General features: G+C 33.6%; 13 protein-coding genes and 1 tRNA gene. 4 read left to right on the top strand and 10 right to left on the bottom strand.

Translation table 11 applies throughout. From position 1 onward, the window contains the following. Positions 1–169 precede the first annotated feature (169 nt). Entirely contained in the window at positions 170–1102 is a 933-nt protein-coding gene (locus tag IRZ80_RS04725; protein WP_194640414.1) for a 1-phosphofructokinase family hexose kinase, read from the bottom strand. A gap of 167 nt (positions 1103–1269) precedes the next feature. On the opposite strand from IRZ80_RS04725, the gene thiL reads away from it, so the two are divergent. Continuing rightward, positions 1270–2316 carry a thiamine-phosphate kinase gene (gene thiL / locus IRZ80_RS04720; RefSeq protein ID WP_194640413.1) on the top strand — a complete coding sequence of 349 codons (1047 nt, stop codon included), beginning with the start codon at positions 1270–1272 and terminating at the stop codon, positions 2314–2316. An 84-nt stretch (positions 2317–2400) separates the two neighbouring features. Here the strand turns inward: thiL and IRZ80_RS04715 are convergent, their stop codons facing one another. The 4 genes from IRZ80_RS04715 to IRZ80_RS04700 all read right to left on the bottom strand — a co-directional run bounded on the left by IRZ80_RS04715 (position 2401) and on the right by IRZ80_RS04700 (position 6467). Continuing rightward, complete coding sequence (locus tag IRZ80_RS04715) at positions 2401–3096, bottom strand: response regulator (RefSeq protein ID WP_194640412.1); 696 nt, start codon at positions 3094–3096, stop codon at positions 2401–2403. Further along, a complete protein-coding gene (locus IRZ80_RS04710) occupies positions 3096–5141 on the bottom strand; it encodes an ATP-binding protein (RefSeq protein ID WP_317174723.1) in 2046 nt (681 codons plus the stop codon). The genes IRZ80_RS04715 and IRZ80_RS04710 overlap by 1 nt, the downstream gene beginning before the upstream one ends. A gap of 93 nt (positions 5142–5234) precedes the next feature. Next, the gene (locus IRZ80_RS04705) at positions 5235–5483 is read right to left on the bottom strand and encodes a hypothetical protein (protein WP_194640411.1); all 249 of its coding nucleotides are present in this window, start codon (positions 5481–5483) and stop codon (positions 5235–5237) included. A 174-nt stretch (positions 5484–5657) separates the two neighbouring features. Then, entirely contained in the window at positions 5658–6467 is an 810-nt protein-coding gene (locus IRZ80_RS04700; protein WP_194640410.1) for a LytR/AlgR family response regulator transcription factor, read from the bottom strand. 600 nt (positions 6468–7067) lie between these two features. Between IRZ80_RS04700 and IRZ80_RS04695 the strand changes: the two genes are divergently transcribed. Further along, positions 7068–7484 (top strand): hypothetical protein, encoded by a 417-nt coding sequence (locus tag IRZ80_RS04695; RefSeq protein ID WP_194640409.1) that lies wholly within the window; start codon positions 7068–7070, stop codon positions 7482–7484. 56 nt (positions 7485–7540) lie between these two features. Here IRZ80_RS04695 and IRZ80_RS04690 read toward each other — a convergent pair whose 3' ends face one another. Continuing rightward, entirely contained in the window at positions 7541–9079 is a 1539-nt protein-coding gene (locus tag IRZ80_RS04690) for a glycine--tRNA ligase (protein WP_194640408.1), read from the bottom strand. 96 nt (positions 9080–9175) lie between these two features. On the opposite strand from IRZ80_RS04690, the gene IRZ80_RS04685 reads away from it, so the two are divergent. Continuing rightward, positions 9176–9859 carry a ComF family protein gene (locus IRZ80_RS04685; protein WP_194640407.1) on the top strand — a complete coding sequence of 228 codons (684 nt, stop codon included), beginning with the start codon at positions 9176–9178 and terminating at the stop codon, positions 9857–9859. A gap of 129 nt (positions 9860–9988) precedes the next feature. On the opposite strand, the gene IRZ80_RS04680 is transcribed toward IRZ80_RS04685, so the two are convergent. The 4 genes from IRZ80_RS04680 to IRZ80_RS04665 are packed head-to-tail and all read right to left on the bottom strand — an operon-like array spanning position 9989 to position 14168. Next, a complete protein-coding gene (locus IRZ80_RS04680; RefSeq protein ID WP_194640406.1) occupies positions 9989–12250 on the bottom strand; it encodes a hypothetical protein in 2262 nt (753 codons plus the stop codon). Then, on the bottom strand, positions 12210–13214 hold the full coding sequence (locus IRZ80_RS04675) for a hypothetical protein (RefSeq protein WP_194640405.1): 1005 nt from the start codon (positions 13212–13214) through the stop codon (positions 12210–12212). The genes IRZ80_RS04680 and IRZ80_RS04675 overlap by 41 nt, the downstream gene beginning before the upstream one ends. A gap of 22 nt (positions 13215–13236) precedes the next feature. Next, a complete protein-coding gene (locus IRZ80_RS04670) occupies positions 13237–13407 on the bottom strand; it encodes a hypothetical protein (protein WP_194640404.1) in 171 nt (56 codons plus the stop codon). 2 nt (positions 13408–13409) lie between these two features. Beyond that, the gene (locus IRZ80_RS04665; protein WP_194640403.1) at positions 13410–14168 is read right to left on the bottom strand and encodes an enoyl-CoA hydratase/isomerase family protein; all 759 of its coding nucleotides are present in this window, start codon (positions 14166–14168) and stop codon (positions 13410–13412) included. 128 nt (positions 14169–14296) lie between these two features. Between IRZ80_RS04665 and IRZ80_RS04660 the strand changes: the two genes are divergently transcribed. Then, positions 14297–14370 (top strand) — tRNA-Ala (locus IRZ80_RS04660). The last annotated feature ends 19 nt before the right edge of the window (positions 14371–14389 follow it).

The raw sequence follows: 14389 nt of genomic DNA, 5'->3' as shown, positions 1-14389 counted from the left end.
CGTTCCAAATAAATAAAATATTAGAGAATTTATCTTACATATATATTCATTTAGTTAGTCTTTAAAAACTGTTTTTCGTCTAATTTTATCTAATAAAGATAATTCTTAACAATTTTTCAGGTCATATTTTTAAATCTTTTGAGGATTACTAAATGGTATTAGGAAGGTTTTATTTGTCTTTTAGCCAGTCGAATAATCGCTGAGCATCGGTCCCTTTAAATAATTGTGTTCCTTCATTCATCGTAGCGGCTGATCCACATGCAACTCCCCAGCGGATTACTTCTTTTAGGTTTTTATTTTGCGAAAGCGCCCAGACCATTCCGCCCACCATGCTGTCTCCAGCACCAACAGTGCTTTTTTTGGCAACATTTGGCGCGGGAACAAATTCATATTTATCTTTAGTTACCAAAACTGCTCCTTGGGGACCAAGCGAAACAACCACAATTTCAGCACCGCCTTTGGCAATAATCTGTTTGGCAGCCTCATTTACCTCTTCCATTTCTAACCGTTCTACACCGATTAATTTAGCCAGTTCTCCTACATTTGGCTTAATCAGATAAGCGCCCGTTTCAAGTACTTTTTTCAAAGCTTCTCCTGATGTATCCACTATTAATTTTGCACCTGACTGTTTTGCTATTTGCGCAATTTTTTGATAAAAATCGGAGGACAGACCTTCGTTTAAACTGCCGCTGGCAACAATAAACCCTGATTTTAAATTAGTAACAGCATTAAGGAAAGCTTTTTCTTCTTCATTAGTAATTTCTCCGCCGGTAAACCCAAAGCGGTATTGTGAATTAGTATTGTCGTCTACAGCTACGAAACTTTCTCTTGTCCAGGTCTGGATTGGTATAGCCAGAAAGTCGATAGATTCTTTGGCAACTAATTCTTCCAGCATTTTTCCCAAAGGGCCTCCCGATGTGAATACTGCTAATGAATTACCTCCTAAACGTGAAATAGCTTTAGATACATTGATTCCTCCTCCGCCAGCATCAAAGCGGGGTGCAGAGCAGCGAATTTTTTGTTCGGCAGCTAATCCTTTAAAATGAGTGCTTTTGTCTAAAGCTGGATTGACAGTAAGAGTAATAATATCGTATGGATTCATTTTTATGATGTTTTGATTAATAAAGATGCGAAAAAAATCATAAAAAACCATTCAAATAGGTGCGAATATTTCTTTGTATATTTGCACTCTCAAAATTTTGTAAAATCAATAATATTGAATGAAGAGTTACACTGCAGTGTAATTCTATCTCATTCTTCTCAATAATCATGATTGAAGATAAAAACCCGCAGCGTACTAATATTGGTCAACTAGGTGAATTTGGTTTGATAGATCATTTAACCAAAGACTTTGAAATTACTCAGCCTTCTACACTAAAAGGAATTGGAGATGATGCGGCTGTCTTGGATTTTAAAGAAAAGAAAGTAGTTGTATCAACCGATTTATTGATTGAAGGCGTTCATTTTGATTTGGCTTACGTGCCTTTAAAACATTTAGGATACAAATCAGTAGTAGTGAATGTATCCGATATTTGTGCGATGAATGCCAAACCAACCCAAATTACAGTTTCGATAGCTGTGTCCAACCGTTTTCCATTGGAAGCTTTGGAAGAACTGTATGAAGGTATTGAGCGTGCTGCACAGGAGTATAAAGTTGATGTAATAGGAGGTGATACTACATCTTCCCAAAAGGGATTAATTATTAGCATTACTGTTCTCGGCGAAGCTGAAGAAAATGAAATCGTATATAGAAACGGGGCCAGTAAAACTGATTTATTGGTAGTAACGGGAGATATTGGTGCGGCGTATATGGGACTGCAGGTATTGGAAAGAGAGAAACAGGTTTTTCAGGTTAATCCTAATTCGCAGCCTGATTTAGATGCTTATACGTATTTGATAGAGCGGCAATTAAAACCTGAAGCACGTACAGATGTGCGTACCTTATTACATGCGTTAGAAATAAAACCAACGTCAATGATTGATATTTCAGACGGATTATCTTCGGAGATTATACATTTATGTAAACAATCGGGTGTAGGCTGTAATTTATATGAAGATAAACTGCCGATTGATCCTCAGTTTATCAATGTGTGCGAAGAGTTTAATATCGACAGTACTACTGTTGCTATCAATGGTGGAGAAGATTATGAACTGCTCTTCACTATCGCTATGGAAGATTTTGATAAAATAAAAGGAAATCCGAATTTTTCAATAATTGGCCACATGACTCAGGAAAGCGAAGGGGTACACTTGGTAACTCGTGCTAATACTAAAATACCTTTAAAAGCTAGAGGCTGGAATGCTATCAGTGAATAAAAGGTCTGTTATATAGCATGTCAGTTGAAAACCAAAAAACGGCACTCATTATATGCAGTTTTTTGGTTTTTAATTTTGGAAAGGTTATAAAATAATTCCTCTAATCTTTGCTTCCTTTATTAAATCTACATCGCTTCCATCTTCAATTTTAAATAATTCTTTAAGATTGACTTTTCGCTGTTCAATAGCATGCAGTGAAATAGGAATGTATTGGGTAATATCTTTAGTCTTTGTTCCTTTAGAAATGTGGAATAAAATCAATTTGTCAAATTGGTCAATTCCATCAATATCTTTATTGTTTTGATTGGCCATTTTAATTACAGAATGGCTGTAATAAATTTCATCTTTCAATACGACATCAAATCCGAAAAGTAATTCATCAAAGGTTAAATCATTTTTAATTACTAGTCCCGCTGGATTTATAGTGTCAATTATATTTTTTATTTTGAGCAATTCAGTATACATGGTTAGCAGAATTATTTTGCAGCTGGGCATGTATTCCATAATTAGTTTGGCTAAATCTTCACCAGAATGAATTCCTTTCTCTTCATATACAGGCATACTGATATCTAAAAAAGCAACATCAAATGGAAGAGTTTCCGGATTTGTAATGATGTTATAGCCCGTCATGCAGTCCTTTCCCTGCGTAAATGAATATTCATAGCATTCGGGTTTATAACGGGTAATGGCGTTTTTATATCCGTCAATTATAAAAGGATGATCGTCTACAATTAAAATGTTCTTTTTAATTAATTTTTGTGCATTTGCATCGATAGTCATTATGCAGTGGTTTTTTGTGTTTCTTTGATTGGAATTATTATTGTTATAGAAGTTCCTTCTCCTTTTTTTGATTTTATTTCGAGGGTCCCTTCGCATTCTATAGTTCTCGTTTTTATATTTTGGAGACCTATTCCTTTCTTTGTACGGTTGACGTTGTATCCTAACCCGTCATCACTAATCTTTAAAACTAAATTATCATTCTGTTTTCTAAATTCTACTTTTATCTTTGTTGCATTGGCATATTTATTACAATTTTGAAGCGATTCCTGAAGAATTCGATATATATTAATCTTTACAATATTGTCGATAGAATCCCATTTTATAGATGGATCTACATGGGCCAGAAATTTTGTTGAAAATGTTTTTTTCTGTTCTTCAAATAAATTAGTTACTATTGCTACGAAGTTATTAATTAATTCTGATTTTTCTCTATTTAGATTATGAGAAATTTCGCGGATATCCTGCTCGATATTTTTTAGCTCGGTTAAATAATTTAGCCTCATTTCGATTCCTGAGTCATCTTTTAGTTTATTTAAACCATCTAAATTGATACGAACCCCAAACATCCTGCCAAGAACTCCATCGTGTAATTCCCTTGCTACTCTTTTCTTTTCTTTGATATTGTTTTTTTCAATAGTATTCTGCTGATTGATTAATAGATTATATATTTCAGCATTTGCCTGTTGCTGCTGCTGTATAAATAGTAATTCTCTTTGTTTAACTTTTTGATTATTAATTATATAAAGTAATAATGCTAAAATAACAAAACCTCCAAAAAATAACAAAAGTTTTTTGTTTTGACCTTCAAGATTTGTGTTTTCTACTTTAATTTCATCTGTTTCATACTCTATACGAGTGAATTTTTCGCCAATTTTTCGTTCTATTTTTTGCAGACGGTCATTAATAAGAATGTATTCTTTAGAATATGTTGAAGCATTTTTTGGATCTACCACTCCCATTTGTTTAAGAGTTTCGAGTATGCTTCTCAATCGCTTGGTACTGCGTGATAGAGCAAGTGCTTGTTTTGCATATTGAATTGCTTTTAAAGTATCTTTTTGAAATGCGTAGTACTCTGACAAGTGTGTTTTATTGATAATTATTCCTGAAGTAAGATGTAAGCTATCCCTAATTTTTAATGCTGAATAAAACATATTAGGGAGTTCTTTTGTCTCTTTAAGTTTAAATTTGGCATAAGCCAGATTATCCAGCAGCATAGCATATAAAGACGCTTTTTCGACAAATAGGTTTTCTTGTTTTAATCCTTCTTTAAAATAATTCTTGGCTTGCTCATATTTTTTTAAGTTTAAATATACATAACCAATATTGTTTAGAGAAGTGGCTTTCGACTGAAATTCTGCGGGTATTGTATTTCCGTCTAAACTCGCCAAAGCTTTGTTATGGAATTCTAAGGACTTGCTGTATTCTTCCCTTTCATTGTATAAAATTCCTAAAAGATTGTAAGACTGGTATAATAAATCGTCTGCTTTTATTTGTTTTATAATCCGTAAAGCTTTAAAAATAGTAATCTCGCTATCGAATAAATCATTTTCACTGAATCTCAGGTTGGCTTTACTCATTCGTGTTTTGGCAATGTTATAATTGTCATTAAGTTTGAGATAAAATTTTTCAGCTTTATAATAGCAATAAAAAGCGCTGTCAGAAATGGATTTTTTTTGATAATAATCCCCCAGATATACATATGCTTTGGCTGCATGTACTGTATCTAGGCTGTTGTTTGACCGCTCTAAAATAAGTTTAGATATTTCAAAATATCTTTCCCAGTCATTCATATTATAATAGCGGTTGGCTACTTTGAAAAGATTGACTTTATTAATTGAATCATCTTTTTGATTAATTATTATATCAAAGGCTCTGCGGGTGTATTTTTGTTTTAATTCTTTAGTTACGTTGTTATCATTGGCTAGAGACAGATAGGTGGTTAGGCTGTCTTCAGAGGATACAATATTTTTTCTGGATTTGTTTTTATTAGTGCAACCCATAAAAATTGCTAAAAAAAAGAGCAATATGTAGTAATTTTTTTTCAATTTCGAATTTTGAATTGTATCAAAAATACTAAATCTTTTTGTATAAAAAAAGGCTGTCAATTTTTTGACAGCCTTTTTTTATGTTTTGTATTTTTAGTCTACTTTTCTATTGTCTCCGCTTGATTGTCCTCCAGTTCCATCAATTTCAACAATTTGATTTTTTAAAGAGGCACCGGTATAATCTACTTTTCTGTTATCACCGCTTGATTGTCCGCCTGTTCCATCGATAGAAGTGATTACTGAAGAGTCATCAATTACAGTTGTTGAATTTTGAGGAGAAGTGAATGAAGTTGATACTAATACTAATGTAAATAATCCGATTGTTAAGACAGCTTTTTTCATGATTTCTGGGCTTTATGTTGTTGTTATTTTTTACTTTTTTGATTCCGTTTGTGTTGGAATTCTTTAGTAAAACTAAACAGTAAGCCTGGATAAACAATTTAAAAACAGCTGTTTATGGTCAATGGTATTCGTCTGATAGTGAATGGATAGCAATTCTATGTGAACGGCTATTTTTTAAGTTTCTATATAATTTTCATTTGCAAATTCACTAATTATAAAGTCAATATTGCTTTTGTATGACTTAGAAAAAGGAAGTTTTATCGTAGTTTTTTTTATATAACACAAAGAGTTTCCTGTATGGATTCTAGAAATAAAATTACGGTTTACTATATAACTATTATGGATTCGAACGAAAGGGTTTGTCAATACACTTTCAAAATGTTTCAGCGTTTTGAAAGCCGTTACCATTTCCCCATTTTTTAAATGGATATCTGTAGAATTATTATCGGCTTGAAAATAGCAGATTTCATCAGAATCAATGTATCTATGATCGCCATATGATTTGACACATAAGATGAATGATTTTTTACTATTCCTAGATTCAATTTTTTCCAGATTCTGTTTTTCCTGAGAACTTGGGTTCTGAACAAGAACTATTTCGTTTTCTGTGTTTATTTTATTCAGTTTGTGAACCAGTTTTACAAAATCAATTACTAATAATGGTTTTAATAAATAATCTACAACTTCATATTTTATGCAGTCAAAAGCAAAATCTTTTTTCTTGGTTGTAATAACAATTTTTGGTAATTCTTTTAAATACATTAATAATCCGTTTATTAACTGTAATGATAAATTACTGTTTTTGTCAATTGGATCTATTTCTAAAAATATGAGCCTTGGCATATGTTCTAAAATTAGATTCACGCCGTCTGCATAATTATCAGTGGAGGCAAGAAAACTTAATTCTGAAAATTCGCTGGCAATTGCCTTCGTTCTCAAAACGCTTTCCGAATCGTCATCAATAATAATGTAGGTGTAATTCATTCTTTGGGACTTAATTTTAATACTTAATTTTATTCTTAATGTTTGTGATTTCTACATCAAAAGTGCAGATTTCAAAAGAATAATTCAAATTTAAAAAATGATGATAATTGCAAAATATAAAATAGAAACTCTCAAAGTTATGATTTTTTTATTATAATTTGGTTCAAAATAGTATAAATATTTTATCTATATATCTGTTAATTAAGTATGTAGGTTTTTGTAAGTGCTGTTCTTAAATTGTCTTAGTTTAATTTATTTTTAAATTTGTTTGTTTTTTATTAAATAATCAATCTTCTTTGTAGGAATTTTTAAATTAAAAAAAGAGCAGTTAGTCTTTTTTGGAATTTTAATGAGCAAAAAGCGATTTTGACAAAAAATGTTTATTGCAAAAGACTGTGGTGAAATTAAGATATAAAATTTACTAACAATCATTAATAAAAGCGACATATGAATACTAAGATTTTAATTTTGCTGTTTTTGACAATAAGTTTCTGTGGTTACAGTCAGGAGAAAGAACCAGTTTCTTCTACTAATAGAAATGAAATAAAAAATTAATGCAGTAAGTTAATTGCAGGTGCATTTGAGGTTACTTATGAGCGATTGCTGAATGATGAGTCCGGATTGGGATTAGCTTTATTTCCACGTTTTGATAAGGATATCGATGTTAAGTTTAGTGCTGTGCCTTATTATCGATTTTATTTTGGAAAAAAACCTGCATCAGGATTTTTTGTTGAAGGATTTGGGATACTTAATGCTTATGAGATGGAAGGTTATAATGTGTACGATTTTAGCACAGGAGTGTCTACGATGAGCTTCCCAGATAAGGTAGTTACTGATTTTGCTCTAGGATTTGGTTTAGGCGGTAAATGGGTGACTAAAAAAGGTTTTGTATTTGAACTAAACGGCGGTGTTGGAAGAAATTTATTTAATAGTTCAAACGATACTAATAATGATTATTATGAAGATGATTATCAGATAGTAGGACTCGACAGTTTTTCTATGGGATACCGATTTTAATTATAAAAAAATGCTTCTCGATTGAGAAGCATTTTTTTTATCCTGATTTGATGTGATTACATTTTCATTAACCAGTTTTTCATCGAAACTTCATTTTCGATAATTGATTTTAATTCAGAGATCGCTACGCGGTCTTGTTTCATTGTATCTCTATGGCGGATAGTAACAGTCTGATCTTCGATAGTCTGGTGATCTACTGTGATACAGAAAGGAGTTCCTAAAGCATCTTGTCTTCTGTAACGTCTCCCTACAGCATCTTTTTCATCATAAGACACATTGAAATCCCATTTTAAATCATCGATGATTTTTTTGGAAATTTCAGGTAATCCGTCTCTTTTAATTAATGGCAAGACAGCTGCTTTTGTTGGAGCTAAAACTGCTGGTAATTTTAAAACTGTTCTAGTCGAACCGTCTTCCAATGTTTCTTCTTTTAATGAAGTAGAGAAAATCGCCAAGAACATTCTGTCCAGTCCTACCGAAGTTTCCACTACATAAGGAACATAGTTTTCATTCAGTTCAGGGTCAAAATACTGAAGTTTTCTTCCTGAATATTGTTCGTGCGCTTTTAAGTCAAAATCTGTACGAGAGTGAATACCCTCTAATTCTTTGAAACCAAAAGGAAAATTAAATTCAATATCTGCTGCAGCGTTTGCATAGTGCGCTAATTTTTCGTGATCATGAAAACGATAGTTTTCTTTTCCTAAACCTAGGGATAAATGCCAGTTCAAACGAGTGGTTTTCCAGTGCTCGTACCATTGCATTTCTTCGCCTGGACGCACAAAAAACTGCATTTCCATTTGTTCAAACTCACGCATACGGAAGATGAACTGTCTCGCTACGATTTCGTTTCTGAACGCTTTTCCAGTCTGTGCAATTCCAAAAGGAACTTTCATTCTTCCTGATTTCTGTACATTCAAGAAGTTTACAAAAATCCCCTGAGCCGTTTCCGGACGTAAATACAGATCCATTGCAGAATCTGCGGAAGCTCCTAATTTGGTTCCGAACATCAAGTTGAATTGCTTTACATCAGTCCAGTTTCTTGAACCAGTTTCAGGATCAGCGATTTCTAATTCTTCGATTAAAGCTTTTACATCCTGTAAATCTTCGCTCATACCTTTTGCAAGTCTTTCCAGAATTTCTTTTTTCTTAGAAAGATATTCTACAACACGTGCATTTGTGGTAATAAATTCCTGCTCATTGAAAGCGTCTCCAAAACGAGCCTTTGCTTTTTCAATTTCTTTTACAGCCTTCTGATTTAACTTTTCAGCATAATCTTCGACTAAAGTATCAGCTCTATATCTTTTTTTAGAATCTTTGTTGTCTATCAATGGGTCATTGAAAGCGTCCACGTGACCAGATGCCTTCCAAGTTGTTGGATGCATCAATATAGCCGCGTCCAGTCCTACGATGTTCTCATTCATTTGAACCATCGACTTCCACCAATATTCGCGTATGTTCTTTTTTAATTCTACTCCGTTTTGTGCGTAGTCATATACTGCACTTAAACCATCGTACACTTCGCTTGACGGAAAAATAAATCCGTATTCTTTTGCATGCGAAACTACATTCTTAAATAAATCTTCTTGTTTTGCCATAGTGGTGCAAAAATATAAAAAGGGAAATTAAAAAAAGAAAAAAAATGAAGTTTGAAGAGGAGGTTTTCTTATTTTTATGGATAAATCAATTTTTTTATGTTTAATTCCCTGATAAATTTGTTTTTCCCAAAGGTTTGTGCTGGCTGTAAATCATTTATAGGCGGTAACGAATACATAATCTGTACGTCCTGCAGGCATGAACTGCCCGTAACGAATCATCATTTAAATCCTGAAAATGAGTCTTTTAAAAAGTTTTATGGCAGGGTAGCGGTCGAACATGTTTCAGCATTTTTATTTTTTCATAAAAAAGGAATGGTTCAGGAAATGATTCACGGTTTGAAATACAAAGGTCATGAAGAAATTGGTACTTTTTTGGGCGAATGGTACGCATCCGATTTGAAAGACAATTCTATAATGAATAATGTAGATGCTATTATTCCTGTGCCATTGCATAAAAAGAGAATGAAAGAACGGGGTTATAATCAGGTTACGAATTTTGGGATGGCTTTGTCCGAAAATTTTAAAATTCCGCTGAATGATTCCATTTTAAAGCGGAAAGTATATTCTAAAACGCAATCAAAGAAAAGTTTTTTGGGAAGAACTGAAGGGATTGAAACTATTTTTGATGTTACTTTTTCAGAAAAAGATGCTAATAAACATTATCTTTTAATTGATGATGTTTTGACCACCGGAGCCACTCTTGAGGCCTGTTCGAAAGCGTTATTAAAAATTCCTGGAGCCAAGATTAGCATTGTTTGTATGGCGATGGCACATTCCTGATTTCGTTTATCCTAACAGGTTTTTTCAACCTGTTAGGTATTTTATTTATCCCGAGATGTTAATAAATTCATACCTAACAGGTCTCCAAGATCTGATTAGGACAAATTGTTGACAGTCCCAATTCTAAAATTATTTCTGAACATAGGTTCTGAAATACCCGCATTCGTTGATGATTTCTTTATAATATTTGGTTTTTGAATAATTAGCTTTCAGATTTTTGAAACCCTGCCAAGCGATAAAATTAGTCTTGTCGTCCTGAATATCCCAAGTTGACAAATTAAGCGAATAGTATTTTTTGTTATAATAATCGTTGCGTTCGCATTTGGCAATCATATATTGAGTTTTGGCTTTTTGTTCGTTGTTTTTGGACGATGCAAATGCTTTTTGATAGTAGGCTTTCGCCAAAGAACAGTCGGTAATCATTTTCATAATTGGCTCTCTGAAAAAATCAGGGGTTGAACCGTATCCTGCAATATTTCCTTCATAGAATATACGTCCGTTGCCAAAATGCGTAATGTTGTAAAAAGCATTTCCGAGTATACCACTGTTGCTATAGACATCGGTTTGTTTGTCAATATTATCTTGTAATTTTTGAATAATCATAAGAAAATCAAGCATGGTGTATTTCTTTTTCTGCGGCGCTTGATGGTCGCAGTCATGACAGTCTTTGATGTTTCCGAGGAATGGATTGCCATAAAAAACTGTGTTTTGCAGCTTATCCGATTGTTTCATGAAAGCGATAGCCTCAGGAATTTTGTTATTGAAAGTGGCTTTTACCGCTTGAAAATAGTTGATGTCATCCAGTTTTAAGGAATAGATAGAAACACCAATTTTTTCGATTTCGGTTTTGTTGGTTTTTGACAAAAAAGCCTTCATATCGAGCAGCTGTTTTTCATTATCATAAAAACCAGAATCATGGTTGAAAATTTCTGCCATTACCGTATTTTTTTGTGCGCGGTATAATGCAGCCAAATAGTTTTGGCTCCAAGCCGCAGCATTTTCATACCTGAAATTATCTATTGGGTTTTTGGGCAGTTCTAAATATAACCAAGACAGATCGGCAAGGATTGTTTTTTCGTTTTCGGGAGTTAACTTGTCTATTTTGCTGAGATTATTTACTAATCGCAATAAGCGGATCTGACTGATTGCTAAAGGTGTTTTTGGCATTTTGTTTTCGGCATCATCAAAATCTTTGTCGGCTTGTTTGAAATCTCCATTTAGAGTTTCTAGGTAACCAGCAGCAATATTCCATAAATAGGGCTGTGAAGTTTTGTTGGACTGTGCAATTTTGGTAACCAAATCAATAGTCGATTTGCGTATGCTGTCTTTAGTTCTTTTTTTGTTTTCAAGAACGGTTTTGTCTTTGAAAGATTTATCTATTTTGTTTTCCTGATTGTTGATTAATCGGGTCAATAAATAATCGATATGCAGACTTTTTGGCTGTAGTTTATAGATTTCGGCAATGGCTTTTTCTTCGTCATTATAATAACCTTGAATCGCCCAAAGAGCGGCTTTTTCTTCATCGTTTTTGGTCATAGACAGCGATTGTTTCCAGTCTTTTTCCTCCTTAGGATGAAAACAATAGGCCGAAACCACACGCATTGCAGGACATTTGTCGAATACTTTGCTGTATAGATAATTGGATTTGGCATAATTTTTCTGCCTGTATTCAATTCCGGCCAAATAGGCTAATGCTCTGTAATACAAAGTGTTTTTTGGTGTGGATTTTTCAGTCTGGTTAAAGAAAGTAATTCCATTTGCCGGTTTGTCGCTGTAAAAATCTGCTTTTATAGTCAAAAACCAATATCTGTTTTTTATAAAAGGATCTTTGGAGTCGCTGTATTTCTGTTCCAATGTTTTGATCCATCTGGGATCGGATATGACTTGGTTTTTTATAGTCTCGTCATAACTCCACGAATCGAATCGCTGAGTAGAATAAGTTTCAACTGTTTGGGCATCATTTAAAAAGAATAGAAAATCCTTGGTTTTGGCATCATCTAACTTTATTTTTTTGCTCCATTTTTCAGATGTTTTATTCGGCTTTCCTTTTTTGTAATACATATATAAATTGGAAACATCGGCACTGCTGGAATCGGTCAGGAAAAAGGTTAAGTCTTTTTCGTTGATTCGGTCTTCCAGATATGCTGACCAGTCTTTGATATTTTCGCTGTTAAATCTGGTAAGATGTTCGGTATCGAAACCTATTCCGTAAAAGACATCGGAAGATAAAAACAAAGGAGAATAGGACTTATCCACAAAAGCTTCGGGAGTGAAATTGGAGTCAAACGACCAGCCCCAATCACCATCCGAACAGGCATAAATAGTTCCGTAAACTAAAAGTGTCAGAGCGCTAAAAGCAACTAGTAATTTTTTTAAAAATGGCTGTATCATAGTTTTTTAAATTGAATTCGTCTAAATCATAAAAGATTATTTCCTTCGGATTTTGAATTGTATTTTCTTCAAGATCATCTGCTATTTCAAACAGATCATCTTTGGATATGGATTCTATTTTTAACTGGTCGTTTTCCTTGTAAAAAACACCTTCTGCAAAAGCGGATTTTTTTACGGTAAACCAATTCTCTTTTGTAAGAACAAAACTATTGTTATTTTTTAATTTATCGACATCAATTTTGTTTCTGAGACCAATTATTTTTCCGTCCCGAATGTGAATTCCCCAAGAATAAATTGGCAGTGCAATGTTTATTGGCAATGGATAATTTTGCAGACTTGATAAATAGCGTTTGGCTATGTTTCTGTCGTAGATCGAATTCAGTGAATCAGAGGCAATTTTACCCATATTGTAATACATCAAAACGCCTCGGTCCACGTTTGGTATTTTTGTTTTTTCGAAATATTTTATCTGATGTAAGCGTATGGTGGCTGAGAGTTTTTTATTGGAAATTTTTTTGAAAGCTTCTATAAAACTTAAATAATTGTCTTTGCTTTCCAGGGTCCAGTCGCAGTCAATCTGGATTTCCTGAACTGAAATATTATTTTTGGAATTAATCTGTTTTATGAAACTGTCTGTTTTTTGAGCCAAATCAATCACGTTTAAATTCTTGTCCAGCATCACCTTATTTTTGATGTAAACCACTGGAATAATTTCAAAACCTGAAGCTGAATCCTCAAAACGAATTGGAGTTCTAGGAAACGGTTTTCGGCTTTGTCCGATCAAATCAATATCAAAATATCGGATATACAGTCTTCTGACCTGATTTTCAGTCAGTGTACTTTTTTCCTTTGGCGAAAGCCTGAAAATAGTTTTCCAATAATAAAAAGAAACCGCTGGCTGTTCCTGTTGCCGGCAGGAAATAAAGAAACAGAAGATTATGCCAAAAAGAATTGTTTTTTTCAAAAGAGAAGCGGTTTGAAATGAATTACTCTTTTCTGTTTTTGGCCCGATGATAAGTCCAATAAGCCAATAAAACCAATACGACAAACGGCAGATATGAGCCAATAAGAACGCCTATCTGATAGCCGGAATCTGGAGCATTTTTAATCTTTTCTTCGATATTTACTTTCTGAAGCAATAGAATTACAGCTGTCATTTTTATTGAATTAAAGCATTTTTTGTAAAATCAGAAAGTACTAATCTGCCGGAAATTGCAGCTCTTTCTTTTAATAATTTGTCCCAATGTGCTGTTCCTTCCCAAAATATTTTTTTCGTTTCAGAAAGCGCTTCAGGATTGTAACCCGCGAGTTTTTTGGAGAAAACATCAACTTCCAAATCAAGTTCTTCTTTTGTTTCCAGAACTTTAGAATATAGACCTTTTTGTAAAGCCCAAGTCGCCGTTTTCCATTCGTGAGCAGCCAAAGTCATTTCGGACATCGCCGTTTTTCCTATCTTTCTGCTTACGGCAGGTTCAATCACAAAAGGACCGATTCCAATAGCCAGTTCTGATAATTTAATACTGCTTTCCAGATTAGCCAAAGCATAATCGCAGGCTGCAATAATACCAACGCCTCCGCCAACAGCTTTCCCTTGAATGCGTCCTATAATTATTTTTTTGCAGGAACGCATCGCATTAATCAGATTGGCAAAACCTGAAAAAAAACGGGTTCCTTCTTCAAGGGTGCTTACCGCCAATAATTCATCAAAAGAAGCTCCTGCACAAAAAGTGCTTGTTCCTTCACTCTTTAAAACAATTATCGAAACGTCTTCGTTACTGCTCAAATAAGTAAGTTCATTGGTCAATCTGTCAAGTAAAATTCTTGGAAAAGAATTACTCGCTGGATGCCCAAACTGCACTGTAGCAATTTTGTTTTCAATCGAAGTTAAAAGTGTTCCGTTTTTATCAGATGCAAGCATAAGCCGTATTTTGATGTAAAGTTAAAAAAGTAACCGAAGTAAAATGGTATTATTTTTGGATTTCAAGAATAGTCTTTTTGAAATTTGCATATTGCTATAATTATATGTTATATTTGCGCCATCATACTGGGGGATTAGCTCATTTGGCTAGAGCGCTTGCCTGGCAGGCAAGAGGTGGTCGGTTCGAATCCGATATTCTCCACAAAAGACTCAAACATTGT

The sequence above is a fragment of the Flavobacterium sp. HJJ genome (assembly GCF_015351475.1).
Classification (GTDB): domain Bacteria; phylum Bacteroidota; class Bacteroidia; order Flavobacteriales; family Flavobacteriaceae; genus Flavobacterium; species Flavobacterium marginilacus.
This window is presented reverse-complemented; position numbering and strand designations above follow the sequence as displayed.

Bases quoted from the DNA above. Each gene is read 5' to 3' on its own strand.
- IRZ80_RS04725 (WP_194640414.1), bottom strand. From the start codon at position 1,102: ATGAATCCATACGATATTATTACTCTTACTGTCAATCCAGCTTTAGAC.
- thiL (WP_194640413.1), top strand. From the start codon at position 1,270: ATGATTGAAGATAAAAACCCGCAGCGTACTAATATTGGTCAACTAGGT.
- IRZ80_RS04715 (WP_194640412.1), bottom strand. From the start codon at position 3,096: ATGACTATCGATGCAAATGCACAAAAATTAATTAAAAAGAACATTTTA.
- IRZ80_RS04705 (WP_194640411.1), bottom strand. From the start codon at position 5,483: ATGAAAAAAGCTGTCTTAACAATCGGATTATTTACATTAGTATTAGTA.
- IRZ80_RS04700 (WP_194640410.1), bottom strand. From the start codon at position 6,467: ATGAATTACACCTACATTATTATTGATGACGATTCGGAAAGCGTTTTG.
- IRZ80_RS04690 (WP_194640408.1), bottom strand. From the start codon at position 9,079: ATGGCAAAACAAGAAGATTTATTTAAGAATGTAGTTTCGCATGCAAAA.
- IRZ80_RS04685 (WP_194640407.1), top strand. From the start codon at position 9,176: ATGTTTAATTCCCTGATAAATTTGTTTTTCCCAAAGGTTTGTGCTGGC.
- IRZ80_RS04680 (WP_194640406.1), bottom strand. From the start codon at position 12,250: ATGATACAGCCATTTTTAAAAAAATTACTAGTTGCTTTTAGCGCTCTG.
- IRZ80_RS04670 (WP_194640404.1), bottom strand. From the start codon at position 13,407: ATGACAGCTGTAATTCTATTGCTTCAGAAAGTAAATATCGAAGAAAAG.
- IRZ80_RS04665 (WP_194640403.1), bottom strand. From the start codon at position 14,168: ATGCTTGCATCTGATAAAAACGGAACACTTTTAACTTCGATTGAAAAC.